Source organism: Bacillus sp. NEAU-242-2 (assembly GCF_027853835.1).
In the GTDB taxonomy this organism is placed as follows: domain Bacteria; phylum Bacillota; class Bacilli; order Bacillales; family Bacillaceae; genus Bacillus; species Bacillus velezensis.
Window position 1 is genome coordinate 765,698 of the sequence record NZ_JAPNNY010000001.1, and the last position, 18,037, is coordinate 783,734.

Consider the following 18,037-nt stretch of genomic DNA (forward strand, 5'->3'; position numbering starts at 1 on the left):
ACGAAAACCCGGATATTCAGACGGGCTGTTATGTGAGTTTTTTAATTGAGTCTCTTATCATCACCTCGGTGTTTTCGTATATTTTTTCCGCCGCCGTATCCGGGTCGGTGATAAGCGCCAAAATCTTCTCTGCGCCGAGTATGCTGATTTTTTCAACCGGGCGTTTTACGGTCGAAAGCCTCGGTGTCATGTATTGAGAAATGCCGATGTCATCAAACCCGATAACGGATATATCTTCCGGAACGTTCAGGCCTTTGGCGAAAATGGTATTCATCGCCCCGATCGCCATATCATCGTTTGAACAAAAAACAGCCGTAGGCGGTGATTGAAGCGCCAAAAGTTTTTCCATCGCCTGACTGCCGCTTTCCATATCATAGCGGCCTTTTACACTGTATTCATGCTTAATCGGGATAGAATGATCAATTAAAGATGTCAAATAGCCTTCTTTCCGCTGAGAAGTTGACCTGAATCCTTCCTTTCCCTCAATGATCGCGATATCTCTGTGTCCGTTTGCGATCAGGCAGTCGACCGCCTGTCTGGAGCCTTCTTTATCGTTTGACAGGATATTCGTGATGCTCCGGTCATCAATGTCCCGGTTCAGCACGACGAGCGGGATGTTTTTCTCGCGGATATGATAAATAAATGAATTATCACTGTCGCTTTGGCTCATTAAAATGATTCCGTCATATCTCATGGGCGTAATGGTTTCAAAGCTTTTCAGATCGTCAATCGCGCGGACGAACAAATTGTATTCCTCACTGATTGTGCGGTTTACACCTTTGATGGTATCGGAAAAAAAGCTGTGTGAGGTTCCGTTGGTGATGCTTGTAAAAAACAGTCCGATCGTATGGGACTTTTGCATGGCAAGGCTTTTTGCATTTACATTCGGTGTGTAATTCAGCTGTGAAGCGAGCTCTAATATTTTCTGTTTTGTATGCTCTTTAATGTAGGGGCTGCCGTTAAGTGCCCGGGATACGGTTGTGTGGGATACGTTGGCGAGTTTTGCGATATCTTTTATGGTTACCATCGTTTTTCCTTTCTTTCTGTATGCTGTCATTTATTTCTATTGTACCATTAACGGACAGTCCATAAAATCACTAAAGTTGAGGTTTTGCATGATGTAAGTCCTGAACGAGCTCGGCATGCTGCCGGTCCGTCAGTTTATACATTAAACCGATAATCAGCATGGCGCACGCTAAAGCGAAAGCCGGGTACAGCAGCAGAAGCCCTTTAATCCCGATTAACGTGCCTTTTGTCTGAGATGCATTCGGGATATAGCCGATAACGCTCAGCCCGATGCCTGAAAGAAAACCTGATAAAGATTGGGCGAGTTTTCTGGAGAAGTTAAAAAGCGAATATGTCGTCGCCTCCTTCCGTTCACCCGTCTTCCACTCTCCGTAATCAATAATGTCCGACACAAGCGCCCACGTAATGCCGTTTGGTATGCTGATCCCGATAAAAGCAATGCTCGCTAACGCCGTAAAGATATATACATTTGACGGGAGACAGAAATTCAGCGCATCAGCCGCGGCGCTGACGGCAAAACCGATCATCACTGTTTGCTTTTTTCCGAAGCGTTTGACGAGTTTCGGCATAAACAACACACCTAAAAATGAAGAACCGATGATGATAAAACTCATGTAGGACATCAGCTCCGCATTGTTGAGATTGTATTGGGCGAAGTAAACAAGCATAGCGGATTTAATGTTATATGCCGATATTGAGAAAATCGTCATGAAAACGACAGTCAGAAGCGGTTTGTTGCCGATAAAGCATTTGAAAACCGACATGACGGACAGCTTTTCTTTCGGCGCTTCACGGACGATAATTCTTTCTTTGCAGTTTCGGTAGCAGATCATAAATCCCGCGATTCCGATTACGGCCATCATTCCCATAACTGCCGGGTAGCCGATGTGAACGTTATCAAAATGAACGAGAATCGGGATGACGATGACACTTGTAATGAGCAGCGCGCCGAGAGAGCCGATCTGGCGGAATGCGGAAAGCGCCGTTCTGTCCTCCGCATCCTGTGTAATGGCTGCACCGAGGGAGCCGTACGGAATATTGACGAAAGAATAAGCGACCCCCCACAGCATGTAAGAAGCATAGGCGTACACAAGCTTCCAGGTGACACTCACGTCCGGTGACACAAAAATCAATACGGTCATGACCGCAAGAATAATACTTCCGAATAATAAGTACGGCCTGAATTTCCCCCGGGGTCCGATCTTTTTTCTGTAGTCAATGGCCGAGCCGACAATCGGATCAGTCAAAGCCGCAAACAGCTTGCTGACCAAAAAAATACTGCCGGCGAACGCTGCCGGAATGCCTGCGACATCTGTGAAAAACTTCAGCAAATAGATCTGCCCGAGATCAAACATAAATCCGTTCCCAAAATCTCCGAAACCATAGGATACTTTTTCTTTCAGACTCAGCTTATGCTCCTTCACTTTTGCGGCAGGTGCTGTCACGACAGGCACATTACTCATAGGCCACCTCTTTCATTCCATTTTTTAAAAGCGGAAATATTCCTCAGCATTCCGGTAACAAATTCCCTCGACAATCCTCCCTAAAAGCTCCATATCGCAGGGCGCTTCGCCTTGTTCCGCCCAGCCGCCGATCAGCGTGCAGACAAGCCGCCTGAAGTATTCATGGCGGGGATATGACAGGAAACTTCTTGAATCCGTCAGCATCCCGATAAAACGGCTGAACAGACCTGTGTTTGATAACGCTTTCATTTGTTGAAGCATTCCATCTTTCGTGTCATTGAACCACCAGGCTGTGCCGAATTGAATTTTCCCCGGTGTTTTCCCATCCTGAAAGCTGTTGATCATGCTGGCGATAATATAGTTGTCATTCGGATTCAGAGAATACAAAATCGTTTTAGGCAATTGCCGCTTTTTTTCGGCGGAATCTAACAGCCGGGCAAGCGGTTTTGCGATACGTTCATCATTAATCGAGTCATATCCCGTATCAGGACCGAGGCTGCTGAACTTATTTGTATTGGTATTTCTTAACGCGTTAATATGGAACTGCATCGCCCAGTCCAGTTCGGCGTAAAGACCGCAAAGATATTGCAGCGTCCGTGTTTTGAATTTCTTTTCATCTTCAAAAGACACATGCTCTCCACTTAATCCGGCGGCAAAAATCCGGGCCGCTTCCTCTTCGGTCGTCTCGGCATAAACCATTTGATCTAATGCGTGATCCGACACTCTTCCCCCGGCACTGTGAAAGAAGCGGATGCGGGATTCCAATGCATCCAAATACGATTGGTAGGTGGTGACAGCCATTCCGGAAGCGCTCTCCAGCGACCGGACCCAATCGGCAAAACCCGGGCTGCTGATGTCCAGTCCTTTGTCAGGCCGAAATCCGGGCAGCACTTGAACCGGAAAATCACTTTCTTTTAACAGTTCATGGTATGTCAGCGCATCGGCAGGATCGTCCGTTGTGCAAATGACTTTGACATTTGATTTCAGAATGAGATCCCTTGCGCCAAACCCGTCTCCCTGCAGGAGCTCATTCGTTTTTTTCCAAATTGCCGCGGCCGTTTTTTCATTCAATACGTCATAAATGCCGAACCAGCGCTGCAGCTCTAAATGCGTCCAGCTGTACAGCGGATTGCCTATCGCCATCGGCACCGTTTTTGCCCAGGCGAAAAACTTCTCTTCATCTGAAGCGTTTCCGGTAATGCAGCGCTCTTCAATGCCGTTGGCCCTCATGATCCGCCACTTGTAGTGGTCACCGTAAAGCCATGCCTCCGTAATGGTTGCGAAGGTTTTATTTTCATAGATTTCCTTTGGGCTTAAGTGACAGTGATAATCAATGATCGGCATGTTTTCTGCGTATTCCCGGTACAGCTTTACGGCCGTTTTACTATCCAGTAAAAAGTCATCACCCATAAAAGCTTTCACACTCTCATCCTCCCTCTTAAAAAATGTTAACGTTAACAAAATGGTTCTTTTTTATTTTAGCTTCCTCTTTCTCACATATCAATCATTTTTATTTTATTTTTCAGAAAATTGTATCCGTTAACATTTTCATGTAAAAAAGACATTGCCGAGAAAAGTCCGGCAATGTCTTCTGTGTGATCTTAAGGATTAGTAAGCGAGGCTGAATAATCCTTTGATATGTGTTAAATAACGTACGTTACTTGCTTCTTTCATTAAAGATGCCGGAAGGCCTTTCAGCGGAGTAGAGTTCGCTCCGATGATGGCAACCGCGTCTTTACGTCCAAGGCTTGCAAGCGTACCAGAGTTTACAGGCTTGAATGTTTCAAGCGTTTTTCCTTCTAAGTAAGCGAACAGGTTGTAACCGACAAGTTCACCCATCTGCCAAGCGATTTGCGCTGTCGGCGGGTACGGACGGCCGTCCGGCGCAAAGTATACAGCGCTGTCTCCGACAACGAATACATCTTCGTGAGAAGTAGATTGTAAGAAATCGTTAACCGTCGCACGGCCGCGGTTCACTTCAAGGCCGGATTCGCCGACTAACGGGTTGCCTTGTACGCCGCCTGTCCATACAAATGTGTTGGCAACGACTTTTGAACCGTCTTTCAGATCAATAACGTTTCCTTCAACATTTGTAACAGGAAGACCTGTTAAGAACTCAACGCCGCGTTTTTCAAGGCTTTTTGTCGCGCGTTCGATAAGGTCATCAGGAAGAACAGGAAGAATTTTCGGACCTGCTTCTACTAATTTCAGTTTGATTTCTTTCGGATCTACGCCGTATTTTTTCGTAAGGTTCGGCATGATGTCAGCAAGCTCACCGACAAGCTCGACGCCTGTTAAGCCGCCGCCGCCGATAAGGATTGTTGCATCAGCTTCGTTTTTCGTTTTAGAGTATTCACGCACACGGTCTTCCACGTGTTTGTATACTTTGTTGGCATCAGCAGCAGATTTCAGCACCATGCTGTTTTCTTCAAGTCCAGGAATGCCGAAATAAGCCGTAACAGAACCAAGTCCGACAACAAGCGCGTCATAAGTCAGCTTAGAACCGTCAGAAAGGGCAACTTCTTTCTTATCAACTGAGAAAGAATTGACTTCTGCGATTTTAATGTCGACGTCTTTTCCTTTCAGAAGTTTTTCAAGCGGCATAGCAACAGCCTGTTCAGACACGTTGCCGGCTGCAAGGCGGTGCAGTTCCGTAATGATTTGGTGAGTCGGGTATTTGTTCACAACGGTTACGCGTGCTTCATCTTTACTGTAATGTTTGCGAACGGTTAAAGCAGAAAGAACTCCGCCGTAACCAGCGCCTAAAATGACAATATGTTTTGACATCGTATATCCTCCGTCCTTTATATCAATTTGAATCTGAGATTATTTTTGTTTTTCGTTCATGATTTCAAGATAGCTGTTAGCAAAACGGAACAGCTTTTGAGCTTGAGGATCTTTCAGCATGCGCAGCAGGCCGAAAAGTCCGATCGTTTCATTGCTTGCATCCGCGCGGTCTTTTGCTTCGATCGCAGTAGCCGCAACTTCTTTCGCTGTTTCTTTCACCGGCTCAAGAATTTCTGTAAGCGCACCCACTGTATCGCTCTTCAATACTTCGTCTGTCGCTACAGACTGTGCAAAATCATAAGACTTCGTTAAAATATTTACTAACTCAGTCAGTTTTGGAAGCTGATCCACTAAAACAGTCAGTGATTCTTGAACTTCAGGTTTTAGCAGCTGATCAATAAGATCGCGTTGGCCTTGGCTGACAGATGCATTTGTTTGATCGATTGTTTCTGGCATATCCGATTCTCCTTTACTATAAGCAGTATGCTGATTTTTTTGGAAAGGGTAGCCTTTCCCCCTTCATGCAGAAAAGCATGAAAAAGCAAGATTGTGAATTCATGCACAATCATTTACAAAAATAAATGTTTACTACCCAGTTTTTCACTTTGCCATATCCAGTATTATTTTTATATCAACAAAAACAATTGAATAAGTCAAAATTTCTTTTTCCTCTCTGAAAATAGCAAACATAAAAAACCCCAATTTGATTTACTCTTATATAATAACACTTTTTGAACAAAATTTGAACGTGAATTGTTTCGTTTATGAAATTATTTATATGGCGGGGGTGTAATAACGTTTCTTTTAGGCTATTTTTTTACAGACCGTCCGCTTTTCCCCTGTCATTTTTCCCACAATTTTAAAAGCGGGCCCGATTTTCCCGTAAAGGGGTCACATTCCGGGAGCGGGACACGGCTGATTTCTTCTGAAGTTCTATCATTTTTCTCCGTTTTTGTATCGTACTGCCGGCCGCCCGGATAAGCTCCGATCACGGTAAAATCAGAACTGCCCGACAGTTTTTTATGTCCGGTGCCGGCCGGAATGACCGCTGCGTCTCCCGTTTGAAGAACGGCGTCCGCCCCTTGTTCCCCGCCGAACCTCAAAACCGCGGTTCCTTTTACCGCGACAAGAACTTCGTGCGTGGTGCTGTGAAAATGATGATACGGAAATACTCCGCCCGTCCAGCTGTTAGACCAATCGTGCCGGCGGAGGACGGACTCTGCTTTCTGTACCGTTTCTTCATTAAATACCGCTTTATAAATAACAAGCGGAAGATTCGGGTTATTCGGAATGCGGCCGTCATCTTCGAAATAAAGCACTTGAATATCCTCTTTCTGCATTGTGTTCACCTCCGTATATGTCTGTTTCCCATTCATCATTTATTAAAACGCTATTTTCTCATATTCCATTGCGAAGCCTGCCGGTGAATAGTATAGTATAAAAAAATATGTGTCAAAATGAGGGATTTAATGAAAGCCATCGTGATCGGAATATTGGCATCTCTGTTTTTTGCAGTCACATTTATTTTAAACAGGGCGATGGAGCTTTCCGGCGGAAGCTGGATGTGGAGCTCTTCCCTGCGTTTTCTTTTTATGATTCCGTTTTTATTTTTGATCGTTTATGCGAAAGGAAAATGGGCGCCGCTCTGGCATGAAATCCGGAAAAAACCGTTTTTTTGGCTGAAGTGGAGTTTTACCGGGTTCGTGCTTTTTTATGCCCCGATTACGTTTGCGGCGGCATATGGGCCTGGCTGGCTGATCGCCGGCACGTGGCAGATTACAATTGTCGCGGGTGTGCTTCTGTCGCCGTTTTTCTATGAAACAAAAAATTCACCGGCGGGCCCGGTTTCCGTCAGACAAAAGATCCCGCTGATTTCGCTGGTTACTTCCGTCATCATCCTGATCGGAGCCGGGCTGATTCAGCTTCAGCATGCGGGTTCTCTGTCGGGCCGCACGATACTATTCAGCGTGGCGCCGGTCGTCATCGCGGCGTTTGCCTATCCGCTCGGCAACCGCAAAATGCTGGAACAATACGGCGGAAAACTCGATACGTTTCAGCGGGTGCTCGGCATGACGCTCGCAAGCCTTCCGTTTTGGCTTTTGATCGCCGCTTTCGGCTGGCATAGAGACGGGCTTCCCTCAATGGGACAGACATTCCAATCCTTTATCGTCGCACTCAGCTCGGGCGTTATCGCAACAGTATTATTTTTCCGCGCCACCGATATGGTGAGGAATGAGCCGCAGAAGCTCGCTGCTGTTGAAGCGACACAGTCCGGAGAGGTTCTTTTTGCACTGATCGGCGAAATCGTCTTTTTATCCGCAGCGTTTCCGTCACTTCTTTCATTTGCCGGACTGTTCATTATTATTGGGGGAATGGTCATGCATACATTCGCTTCCCGGCAGACAGACCAGAAAACGGCGGAGCAAACGTCAGCCAATCTCACTGGTTCCTGATTTTTTACGAAAGGTGTCATCCCAAATGAAAGAAGAAATTCCGGCAATATCTTTTCTGTCAGCCGGCAAACGCCTTGAACAAAACAATACGTCCTTTGATGTCCTGAGCCGTGTAACCGGACATATTCAAAAAGGTTCTATCACGGCCTTGATAGGGCCTTCCGGCGCGGGAAAAAGCACATTGCTGTCACTTTGCAATCTGATGAATACACCTGATGAAGGGGAAGTGCTTGTATTCGGAAAAGAAATAAGGCGCTGGGATATCAGGGAGCTCAGAAAAACCGCGGGCCTTGCATTTCAATCAGCTCCCGTCACGGAGGGCACGGTGCGGGACAACCTTCTGCTCGCAGAAAAACTCCACGGGGCGCAGCACTATACCCCTGAAGAGCTCGCAGATTTTACAGACCTTCCGCGCGGGCTTCTGGATCGGAATGCAAAAGAATTATCCGGAGGTCAGCGGCAGAAGCTCTCATTAGCGCGAACTCTCGCCGGACTGCCTTCCATCCTGCTGCTGGATGAAATCACCTCGGCGCTCGACCCCTCATCCGTTCTCACCATTGAGAAACTGATTACGAAACTCCATCGGCAAAAACAGCTGACAATCCTGTGGATCACCCATAACCTTGAACAAGCGGAACGATTATCCGATACGGTATGGTTTATGGCTGAGGGACGGCTTTTAGAGACCGCGGAAACGAAAACGTTCTTTAAGGAACCGAAACACGAAAAGGCCCGGGCGCTTTTACAAGGGAGCGGGTGCTGATATGAATGATCTTTCACTGTTACTAACAAGTATATTTGTCATTATCGCTTTATTCCTGTCTAAATCTTTTAAAGCCGGCGTCGAAAAGGATATGATCGTCGCAACCGTCAGGGCCGTCATTCAGCTTCTCATCATCGGCTATGTGCTGTCGCTGATTTTTCGCGGTGATCACCCGATATTTATCATATTAATGGTGCTTCTCATGCTCACGGCCGCTTCGCACAATGTCGCCAAACGGAAAAAAATGCGGATCGGCTCATTTTGGCGCGTTTTTCTGACACTGGCAATCGCGGAAACCGTGACGCAGGGACTTTTACTGACCCTTCACATCATTCCGTTCACTTCAAGATATGTCATTCCGATAAGCGGCATGGTCATCGGAAACTCCATGGTGCTCTCAAGCCTGTTTTTAAGCCGGCTCAGTTCGGAAGCAGACCTGCGGAAAGAAGAAATCCAGCTGATTCTCTCTCTCGGAGGAACGCCTAAGCAGGCCGTCCGGCAGATATTGACGTCCAGTATGAAGCTCAGTATGATCCCGACGCTTGAAAGCCAGAAAACATTGGGTCTCGTTCAGCTTCCCGGCATGATGACGGGGCAGATTTTAGCGGGGGCTGATCCGATACAGGCGGTGCGCTTTCAGCTGCTGATCGTTTTTACAACGATGGCCTCCGCTCTTCTTACATGTATCATACTCAGCGCCTTGACATATCCTTCCCTTTTCACGGAACACTGGCAATTAAAAAAATTCAGCAGGGAAGCGTAAGCTTTTTCCCTGCTGAATGGTGGTTCATGACAAGGTCAGAGATTCATAGTAACGGGATAATTCAATAATCATCGCTCCCATCCGCTCAATGTCCGGAGCAAGGACCCTCTTTACCCCTTCATCCCGGATCGCTTCAGCCGTCACTTTACCGACTGCGGCGGCAAGCACGTGTTTTTCGAATGCCTGCTGCAATTCTTTTGCGGATCCTTTTTCTTTTGCATAATCAAAGAGAGAGCGCACTTGAATGGCTGTCGTAAAACATACGGCATCGACCTCTCCGTTTAACAGCTCTCCCAGCAGTTTATCGACCGTCTCCCTTTCAGGCGGAATATGCTGATACGGCAGAACAGGGAATACCTTCGCTCCGTTTTTCTCAAGGAACTCCGTTAAAACCGGCGCTTTCTCGCCATGAAGCTGTATCATGACTTTTTTATCTTTAAAGTCAAATCGTTCCAAGGAGCGGATCAGCCCTCTTGTTGTACCGTCTTCATCTGAGGCATGCGGCGTGATGCCGAGCTTTTTTAAGGCCGCATATGTTTTATAGCCTCTGCAGCCGATTTTCGCTTCATGAACGGCCGCTAAAAATTCTTCTTTCAGACCGATTTTTTCCGATACCGACAATAACGTTTCCGTACCGATGCCTGTGGTGAATATCACCCAGTCAGCTTTTTGCTCGGCAAATGTTCTTACGTCGGGTTCCATTTGATCCTCCGCCAGGTATACGGTTCCTTGGAGGGAACGGATGACTGCCGTTCCGCCCTGCTTTTCTATTAATTTTGTGATCTCTTCTGTTTTCCGCGAACCGCCGATGGCAATCCGTTTCCCGTTCAATCCTTTTCCCATCGCTGTTTTCTTCTTCCCTTCAGATGCCGGGCGCCCTATGGCAGGCCGTCATTTATTTCTATTATTGTTACGCAATCAGCCGGGAAAATCAAGCTATGCTCCCGTTGAATCCCCCGTGCAGTTGCTGTATCATTAACCGGGCAGAACGATTTGATTCGCGGAGGGACTTTCAATCATGGAAACAAAAAAAGAGTTCGAGACAAAAGGATACGATACTTCGGTCATTTATGAGTTCAATGAATATCCTGATGTTCACAGCGGCCGATGTGACAATTGCGATTACACGCTGTTTAAAAGTTCAGTGAAGGGTGGAAAATTTTTGAGGGAATGCCGGAGATGCGGCATGAAGAAAAATATATAACAAAACAGGCAGCCGTCCGGTGCTGCCTGTTTTCCTAATCAATTTTCGACGGACGCCTTTTCCAAAAATTCTTCAATGGCGCAAACAGCCTGTTTGGGGCCGCCGGTTTCTTTTATTTTCTGCTGCATGCTTTTCACGCGGCTGAGGATGTTTTTATCGCTGTATACGTTCTGAACGTCTTTTTGCAGACGGGCCACAGTGACTTCTTTCGGCGGCAGATGCACGCCAAGCCCCAATTCATCCACACGCTTTGCGGTAACCTCTTGTTCGTGCATTTGCGGAACGACAACGAGCGGAACACCCGCATTCATCGCCTCCATTGTACTGTTCATCCCGCCGTGAGATACGAACAGCTTTGCTTTCTCCAGCACATCAAGCTGCGGAACGTGCTGGCGGATGATAAAGTGATCGGGCACATCCGAAAAACTTTCCGGATCAATTGTTGTGCCGACTGACATAATAACCCGCCAGTCCGAGTCCCGAAACGCGTCAATACACATCCGGTAAAATTCAGGCCAGGCGTTAAACGCCGTTCCCAGTGAGATGAGCATAAGCGGACGGTCATCGGCTGCATCAATTTCCAGACTTCCCGTATTTGTGCGTTCTCCAAGAGACGGACCCGCAAAACAGAATCGTTCATCAAAGGTTTCCTGTTTCGGCTGAAAGGCCCTTGGCATAAAGACGATATTCAATTTTTCAGGCATGAAAAATTCTTCCATTGTCATCCGTTTCACTTGTTCATTTTCAATTTTCTCCTGATATTCTTCTATCGCCTGTTTGGCCGCTTCCATCGTTTCTTCGTCTCTTCCTAATTGAAAATACTCATTCATTGCATAGCTTGGGCAGAACTTTACGGCCGGGATGCCGCCATTATCCGCAAACAATTTTCCGGCAAGCGCTAAAAAATCAAACAGGACGATGTCAGGAAGGTCGTCTTTGTACAGCTCTTCCAGCTGCGGAAGCACTTCAACCGCTTCTTCCAGAAACATTACAAACGCGTCACTTTTATTTACCCGTTCTTTTATCGTCTTCGGGTCCGCCTTTATGCTTGTGCGGTATAAAACGGGAATAGCACCCGTTTTGGCAACGGAAGCTTCAAATTCCTCAGTCGTAGCGAATGTCACTTTATACCCGCGATTGACAAGTTCCTCGGCCACAGGCAGCGTGGGATTGACATGACCGTGAGCGGCCACATTAATAATGGCGATGTGTGTTTTTCTCATCTTTTTTCTTCTCCTTCATTTTCGTTTATCTCCGCTTCTAAAGACTCCAGCCCGTACATGACACTGTTTCGGATCGGCTCAATCCGGACGGGCTCAAGGTGTGAAAAGGTTTTTACAATTCCTTTCAGCGCGGCTTCCGCTTCAAGTCTGGCAAGCGGAGCGCCTAAGCAGAAGTGTACGCCGAATCCGAAGGAAAGGTGCGGATTCGATTGGCGATGAATATCAAATACGCCCGCCTTCTCAAATTTGTTTTCATCACGGTTGGCAGATGCAACATAGCAGAGAACGATCTCTCCGCTTTTCAAGCGGCGTCCGCGCAGCTCAGTGTCGTGCCGGACCGTCCTTCTGACAAACGGAGCGGGAGCGCGAAAACGCAGCGTTTCTTCCACCGTTTGCGCGATGAGAGAAGGGTCCTGTCTCAGCTCTTCATAAAGGCCGGGCGTCTCTAATATGCTGTAAACCGCATTTGAAATGAGATTAGTCGTTGTTTCATTTCCCGCCACTAAAAGCAGATTGCAAAACGGGATCAGATCTTCTGGCGTGAGCTTCTCTCCCTCTTCTTCCTCTTTTATCAAAATAGAAATAATATCTTGGCCGGGCTGTTTTCGTTTGCTTTCTATTATTCCCGCAAAAAACGCCGCCAGCTCCGCCTCACATTGGTCACGTTCCTGCTGATTTTTCTCCGCCGCTTCAGGACTCGCATCTTTCGGCATGCTGACGAGAATATCCGACCATTTTTTAAACTGATCCATACGTTCGGACGGAACGCCTAATAATTCTGAAATCACCATGACCGGCAAAGGGTAAGAGAGATCTTTAACGATATCAATCCGCCCTTTGTTCTTTGCCTGTTTCAGGAGATGATCGGTAATGTCTTTAATTCTCGGCCCCCATTCCTTCAAGACGCGGGGAGTGAAAGCGCGATTGACGGCAGATCTGATTTGGGTATGTTTCGGCGGGTCCATATTCAGCATGGACTTTGCAATCGAGCTTTTCACATCAGTCATGCGGCTTGAGAACGTCTCTTTATCACTGATGACTTTTTTGACATCATCGTATAAAAACACACTCCAAACCTTCGTCTCTTCATCAAAGTATATAGGGCTTTCCCGTCTCATTTTTTCATACCAAGGAAAAGGGTTGTATACGTCCAGGCCGTTTTTTCCTTTCATCAGGGTTCTTTGGATGGCTTGTCTCGTGCTCCTCAGCTTACTCATGTTACATCACTCCTGATTGTTTCATATTTGAATAGTTGACGTACCTTGAATTTTATCCTAGCACATATTTTCAATTTTTTTCTATTCATAACCTTAACTATTAACATAACACAACAAAAGTCATGAATCCGGAGGTGAAATTTCTCCCAAGAAAACAGCAGAAGTGCACAAAAAACCCGAGCCTTCGGCCAGGCTCGGGAGAAATGCTCACTCATTCGTCTGCGGTTTCTGGTGCTGCTTTTGGTCTTCAGGAGGCTGCGTATTTCTTTCCATATCGTCCGTATCAGCGCCCATGCCTTTCAGAAAAGAAAACAGCAGAGTGACGGCCTTGTTGATTTCCGGGTCTTTTAAAGCGCGGACGATATCAAAATACCCCGTCTTCCTGCCGCTGTCTTTTTCTTCGACGGCCTTTGTGACGCCCGCATTGATTTTAACGATAAACGGCTCAAGCTGTTTTACATCGAGCATGCCGAGAACGCCGCTTAACAGCAGGAGATTTTTCAGCATATTGGCCGTTTCCGGCGTATTCGCCTTCTTCACCAGAATATCCATCACTTTGTCTCCTTGGCCGAAGAGCCCGCGCAGAAGCGCCAAAACGCCGCGCTCGTTCATGTGCTGAAGAATGTGCAAAGATTCCAAAATCGCGTCTTTATTTCGTAAAAGAGCCGTCTCGATCTCTTCTAAGTCCTTTTTTCGTTTGTCTTCTTCTGTGACGATCTGTTTTCGGATGCCGCTGATTGCTTTAGCCATTTTGCTGTTTCCCCCTTTTTACGGCGTCTCCCGGAAATACATAATCTTGACGCGCCCATTTCCGATCAACCCGGACACCGATCTGCGGCTGCGGGTTTCCGTAACGGAAATTGATTTTCGGAAGCGGATTAACGCCTTCTTTTTTCAAAATCTCCATCTTCGCTGATGTTTCTTTATAAGCCGGTGTATCGGTATCCTTATCCGCATAGCTGCTTGTCAAAAGGTTAATGGCGGCGTCTTTTGAATCGTTCATCGGGAGATAGACTTGTTTGCCTTTTACCCTGTCTGTGATGACGCATTTGACTTTCACATTTCCGTACGGTGATGTCAGACGGACAAGCGTTCCGTCTTCCAGCCCTCTTTCTTCGGCGAGTTCGGGAGAGACCTCAAGGAACACACTCGGTGTTTTTTCGGATATTCCTTTTGATCGGTAAGTCAGATTCCCTTCGTGAAAATGCTCGAGCAGCCGCCCGTTATTCACATGGATATCATATTCTTCACCAAATTCTTTCGGCTCGGTCCACTGAACGGGATATAGAATCGCTTTGCCGTCTGAAAACGGGAACTTGTCCGTAAATAAAAGCGGTGAATCGGTTCCGTCCGCTGCAACCGGCCATTGCAGTGAATTGTAGCCTTCGAGACGTTCGTAAGTGACGCCTGCGTAGAGCGGCGAAAGCATTGCCGCTTCTTCCATAATGTCTGCCGGATGTTCATAGCGCCAATCAGCGCCCAGCCGGTTGGCGATGTCCGTAATGATCTGCCAATCAGGCTTTGAATCGCCCAGCGGTTCAAACACTTCGTAAAGGCGCTGCACCCTCCGTTCCGTATTCGTAAACGTTCCTTCTTTTTCAAGGCTCGGGCTTGCCGGGAGCACCACATCGGCGAACTCGGCCGTCCGCGAGAGAAAAATATCCTGCACAACGAAGAAATCAAGCTTTTCAAAGGCGGCATGAACATGGTTGATATTGGAGTCGACAAGCCCCATTTCTTCCCCTTTTACATACATACACTTCAGTTTTCCCGAGTGGATGCCCTCGATCATTTCATGATTTGTCATTCCGATTTCTTTCGGCAGGTCTGTTCCCCAGCCCTGTTCATACTTTTTGCGGGCTTTTTCATCCGTTACTTTTTCATAGCCGGGGAAGCTGTCAGGCATACTGCCGAAATCACTGGCTCCCTGCACGTTATTATGGCCCCGAAGCGGATATGAGCCTGCGCCGGGCTTTCCGTAATTTCCGGTCACAAGAAGCATGTTGGAAATGGCCGTGCTCGTATCACTTCCTCCGATATGCTGGGTGACCCCCATCGCCCACAGTGCGCATACACTTTTGGCTTCATGAATCATCCGGGCCACTTTAATTAAGGTATCCTTGTCCACACCGGTATGTTTTTCCGCATATTCCATCGTATAAGGTTCAAGGCTTTTCACGAATTCATCTAATCCGTTCACTCTCTCCTTCAGAAATGCAGTATCCGCCAAATCGTGATCAAGCAGATATTTCGATACGGCATTCAGCCAGACAATATCTGATCCGGCACGCGGCTGGAAAAACACGTCGGAGCGCTCGGCCATTTCATGTTTTCGCAAGTCAGCAACGACGAGCTTCTGCCCGTGCAGCTTATGAGAACGTTTAATGCGTGTGGACAGGACGGGGTGAGACTCAGATGTATTTGAACCGATAATCAGCACAAGCTCAGCTTTTTCTATATCTGTAATTGATCCTGAATCGCCGCCGTATCCGACCGTTCTGAACAATCCGGCCGTGGCGGGAGACTGGCAGTAGCGTGAGCAGTTGTCGACATTATTTGTTCCGATAACGGCTCTTGCAAGCTTCTGCATCACGTATGATTCTTCATTCGTGCACTTGGAAGATGTGATAAAAGCAAGCGCGTCCGGGCCGAAATGTTCTTTTATATCGGTAAATTTATCAGCGATCAGCTGCAGCGCTTCATCCCATTCCGCCTCCCGAAACGAGTCTCCTTCCCGGATAAGCGGTTTGGTAAGGCGCTTTTCACTATTGACGAAATCCCAGCCGAATTTCCCTTTCACACACGTCGAAATTCCATTTGCGGGCGCCTCAGCCTGAGGCTCGACCTTTAAAATGTCTCTTCCTTTCGTCCATATATCAAAACTGCAGCCGACACCGCAGTATGTGCATACGGTTTTCGTTTTCTTGATTCTTTCATCCCGCATGGCCGATTCCATATCCGATATGGCTAAAATTGATCCGTATCCGGTTTCGACGCCTTTTGTGATGTCAATCATCGGCCGAAGCGTCTCTTGGTTAATGCCTGTTAAATACCCAGCTTCGCCTTCCATGCCTTTTTCCATCATGGCATTGCACGGACATACCGTCGAACAATGTCCGCAGGAAACACATGATGATTCATTGATCGGCACATCCTGATCCCAAATGACCCGCGGGCGTTTCCGCTCCCAATCAATGCTTAACGTTTCGGTTACCTGTACGTCCTGACAGGCTTCGACGCAGCGTCCGCACAAAATGCACTGATCGGGATCATATCGGTAAAACGGATTTGATTCATCTTTAGGATACGGTTTTTGATCGAACGGAATGCTTTGATGATTGATTTTCATTTCCTTTACGGTATTATGTACTTCGCAGCTCCCATTGTTGTAATCACAGACCGTACAGTACAATTCATGGTTGTGCAAAATGTTGTCCATGCTGATAACCTGCGCTTTTTTTACATCGGACGAAAGCGTATCGATGACATCTCCGTCCTTTATTTGCGCGGAACACGAACGCACCAGTTCCCCGTTAACATTGACGATACAGGTATCGCACGTTTCAATCGGCCCGAGACTCGGGTGATAACACACGTGCGGCACGTCAATTGAACTATTGTTCAAAAGCTGCAAAACGGTTTGACCGTCCGGCGCTTCCATTTCAACCCCATTGATTGTAACTTTCTTTGTATCAGCCATTTTCTTTTCCCCTTTCTGTACCCCTCTATACATCCTCTATGATTCCCAACCGGCCTTTCACTAAAACATCTGGTTTATCTCAGGAAACATACGGGTATGAGCGGTAAAAAGGAGGCGTTCACATGTTGAAGAAAAAAACACTCGTCACGGGATTATCGGCAGTGATGCTCACGGGATGCGCTTTCGGAGCAGAAGCATTTTCGGATACACAGCCCGTCCATGCCGCAGCCGCTTCAAAAACGGAAAACCAGCGTGCACAAGAACTGGTGAACAGCCTTTACCAATCGGCATTTAAAGGGGAAATGCCGCAAAATGTGAAAGGCCTGGAAATCAACCAAAGCACAAGACAGGACGTTTACAATAAAATCGGCGAGCCGGAACAAAAAGCAGACAGCCGCAATCCATTTGATTTATACAGCTGGAACATGGGAAACCCCGGTTATGGATTTTCCTATCATAAAAACGGAAAAATCTCGGAAATACGCTATTTTGGAACGGGGGTCGAGCGGCGCTTAAACCTCGGCAGCGTCACACCTGACGTCTTAAGCAAACAAATCGGCAGCGCTGACAAAATCCTGACAGTGCCAAAAACGGGTGAAACAGATTACGTCTACCATACGGGGCAGTATGAGCTCCGCTTCGTCATCGGCAGTGATCAAAAAGCAGATCATGTCAACCTAAAAGCCAGATAACGCAAAAAAAGCGGCCTCCCGGGCCGTTTTTTTTCATAGACAGCTTCTCCGTTGTTCCTTACAATACATGGGAGTACAAAAAAAGGGGAACAGTGTGAAGTGAATAGACATCCATTGACATACGGAATATGTACCGTTTTTATCATCGCCCTCGGTTTGCTGTCCAGAACCGCATACATCACCGCCCTATTGCCCGGCATTATAAACGCTTATTTAGGAGATGCCCTGTGGGCGGCCATGATTTTTACAGGATTCGGGCTTTTGTTTCGGCACATCCGGACGGAAACAGCCGCAATTTTGAGCCTCTCGTTTTGCTTTCTGATTGAATGCAGCCAGCTGTATCACGCGCCGTGGATTGACGCGATCAGAAGCAGCACGCTCGGCGGGCTGATCCTCGGCTGGCAATTTGTCTGGAGTGACATTTTCGCCTATACCCTCGGGGTTTGCGCTGCCGCACTTTTAGAATGGGCCGTAAAAAGAAACCGCCAGCCCTCTTCATAATCGGAGCACGCCGCCGATATGAAGGGATAAGGAGGTGGAAGCTATGGATATCCCTGCGTTATCAATCGCAATGCATCAGGCATCTCTGGCGCAGAATGTAAATATCGCTTTAACAAAAACGGTCATGCAGCATGCACAGGCTGCGGCGGAAGAAACAGTGAAAATGCTGCCGTCCCAGCACCCGACTGCCGGCCATTCAATTGATGTGAAAGTGTAAAAAAAGATGCCGGATGATAACCGGCGTC

The 18,037-nt window shown here is 47.2% G+C and carries 18 protein-coding genes; 7 read left to right on the forward strand and 11 right to left on the reverse strand.

Features of this window, described 5'->3' with window-relative positions:
• Window positions 1-28: 28 nt before the first annotated feature.
• From OWN49_RS03130 to OWN49_RS03155, 6 genes are all read right to left on the reverse strand, one after another.
• Complete coding sequence (locus tag OWN49_RS03130; RefSeq protein ID WP_070081665.1) at window positions 29-1,027, reverse strand: LacI family DNA-binding transcriptional regulator; 999 nt, start codon at window positions 1,025-1,027, stop codon at window positions 29-31.
• Between the two features lie 70 nt (window positions 1,028-1,097).
• Window positions 1,098-2,489: an MFS transporter gene (locus OWN49_RS03135; RefSeq protein ID WP_049589350.1), complete on the reverse strand. Its 1,392-nt coding sequence runs from the start codon at window positions 2,487-2,489 to the stop codon at window positions 1,098-1,100.
• Between the two features lie 24 nt (window positions 2,490-2,513).
• Window positions 2,514-3,911, reverse strand: coding sequence for a glucuronate isomerase (gene uxaC / locus OWN49_RS03140; protein ID WP_154066719.1), 1,398 nt, complete (start codon window positions 3,909-3,911; stop codon window positions 2,514-2,516).
• A gap of 186 nt (window positions 3,912-4,097) precedes the next feature.
• Window positions 4,098-5,276 (reverse strand): NAD(P)/FAD-dependent oxidoreductase, encoded by a 1,179-nt coding sequence (locus tag OWN49_RS03145; RefSeq protein WP_003154907.1) that lies wholly within the window; start codon window positions 5,274-5,276, stop codon window positions 4,098-4,100.
• A 39-nt stretch (window positions 5,277-5,315) separates the two neighbouring features.
• Window positions 5,316-5,732, reverse strand: a complete 417-nt coding sequence (locus tag OWN49_RS03150) for a DUF1641 domain-containing protein (protein WP_003154908.1) — start codon at window positions 5,730-5,732, stop codon at window positions 5,316-5,318.
• 386 nt (window positions 5,733-6,118) lie between these two features.
• The gene (locus tag OWN49_RS03155; RefSeq protein WP_077722090.1) at window positions 6,119-6,616 is read right to left on the reverse strand and encodes a cupin domain-containing protein; all 498 of its coding nucleotides are present in this window, start codon (window positions 6,614-6,616) and stop codon (window positions 6,119-6,121) included.
• A gap of 129 nt (window positions 6,617-6,745) precedes the next feature.
• Between OWN49_RS03155 and OWN49_RS03160 the strand changes: the two genes are divergently transcribed.
• The 3 genes from OWN49_RS03160 to OWN49_RS03170 are packed head-to-tail and all read left to right on the forward strand — an operon-like array spanning window position 6,746 to window position 9,255.
• Window positions 6,746-7,729: a DMT family transporter gene (locus tag OWN49_RS03160; protein WP_070081663.1), complete on the forward strand. Its 984-nt coding sequence runs from the start codon at window positions 6,746-6,748 to the stop codon at window positions 7,727-7,729.
• A 25-nt stretch (window positions 7,730-7,754) separates the two neighbouring features.
• Window positions 7,755-8,492, forward strand: coding sequence for an ABC transporter ATP-binding protein (locus OWN49_RS03165; protein ID WP_077722089.1), 738 nt, complete (start codon window positions 7,755-7,757; stop codon window positions 8,490-8,492).
• A 1-nt stretch (window position 8,493) separates the two neighbouring features.
• Window positions 8,494-9,255 (forward strand): ABC transporter permease, encoded by a 762-nt coding sequence (locus tag OWN49_RS03170; protein WP_003154915.1) that lies wholly within the window; start codon window positions 8,494-8,496, stop codon window positions 9,253-9,255.
• Between the two features lie 24 nt (window positions 9,256-9,279).
• Here OWN49_RS03170 and OWN49_RS03175 read toward each other — a convergent pair whose 3' ends face one another.
• Entirely contained in the window at window positions 9,280-10,098 is an 819-nt protein-coding gene (locus OWN49_RS03175; protein WP_077722088.1) for a uroporphyrinogen-III synthase, read from the reverse strand.
• Between the two features lie 175 nt (window positions 10,099-10,273).
• Here OWN49_RS03175 and OWN49_RS03180 point away from each other — a divergent pair, with 175 nt between their 5' ends.
• The gene (locus OWN49_RS03180; protein ID WP_003154919.1) at window positions 10,274-10,459 is read left to right on the forward strand and encodes a hypothetical protein; all 186 of its coding nucleotides are present in this window, start codon (window positions 10,274-10,276) and stop codon (window positions 10,457-10,459) included.
• A 38-nt stretch (window positions 10,460-10,497) separates the two neighbouring features.
• Here the strand turns inward: OWN49_RS03180 and OWN49_RS03185 are convergent, their stop codons facing one another.
• The 4 genes from OWN49_RS03185 to fdhF all read right to left on the reverse strand — a co-directional run bounded on the left by OWN49_RS03185 (window position 10,498) and on the right by fdhF (window position 16,599).
• Complete coding sequence (locus tag OWN49_RS03185; protein WP_077722087.1) at window positions 10,498-11,682, reverse strand: macrolide family glycosyltransferase; 1,185 nt, start codon at window positions 11,680-11,682, stop codon at window positions 10,498-10,500.
• Window positions 11,679-12,899: a cytochrome P450 gene (locus OWN49_RS03190; protein ID WP_176283272.1), complete on the reverse strand. Its 1,221-nt coding sequence runs from the start codon at window positions 12,897-12,899 to the stop codon at window positions 11,679-11,681. Before OWN49_RS03190 ends, OWN49_RS03185 begins: the two co-directional genes overlap by 4 nt.
• A gap of 207 nt (window positions 12,900-13,106) precedes the next feature.
• Window positions 13,107-13,649 (reverse strand): DUF1641 domain-containing protein, encoded by a 543-nt coding sequence (locus OWN49_RS03195; protein ID WP_176283271.1) that lies wholly within the window; start codon window positions 13,647-13,649, stop codon window positions 13,107-13,109.
• Window positions 13,642-16,599: a formate dehydrogenase subunit alpha gene (gene fdhF / locus OWN49_RS03200; RefSeq protein ID WP_077722085.1), complete on the reverse strand. Its 2,958-nt coding sequence runs from the start codon at window positions 16,597-16,599 to the stop codon at window positions 13,642-13,644. Before fdhF ends, OWN49_RS03195 begins: the two co-directional genes overlap by 8 nt.
• A gap of 122 nt (window positions 16,600-16,721) precedes the next feature.
• Here fdhF and OWN49_RS03205 point away from each other — a divergent pair, with 122 nt between their 5' ends.
• The 3 genes from OWN49_RS03205 (at window position 16,722) to OWN49_RS03215 (ending at window position 18,009) form a co-directional block, all read left to right on the forward strand.
• Window positions 16,722-17,291 (forward strand): YjgB family protein, encoded by a 570-nt coding sequence (locus tag OWN49_RS03205; RefSeq protein WP_077722084.1) that lies wholly within the window; start codon window positions 16,722-16,724, stop codon window positions 17,289-17,291.
• A gap of 99 nt (window positions 17,292-17,390) precedes the next feature.
• On the forward strand, window positions 17,391-17,792 hold the full coding sequence (locus OWN49_RS03210) for a ribosomal maturation YjgA family protein (RefSeq protein WP_063636828.1): 402 nt from the start codon (window positions 17,391-17,393) through the stop codon (window positions 17,790-17,792).
• Window positions 17,793-17,835: 43 nt separating this feature from the next.
• Window positions 17,836-18,009 (forward strand): YjfB family protein, encoded by a 174-nt coding sequence (locus OWN49_RS03215; protein WP_012117340.1) that lies wholly within the window; start codon window positions 17,836-17,838, stop codon window positions 18,007-18,009.
• The last annotated feature ends 28 nt before the right edge of the window (window positions 18,010-18,037 follow it).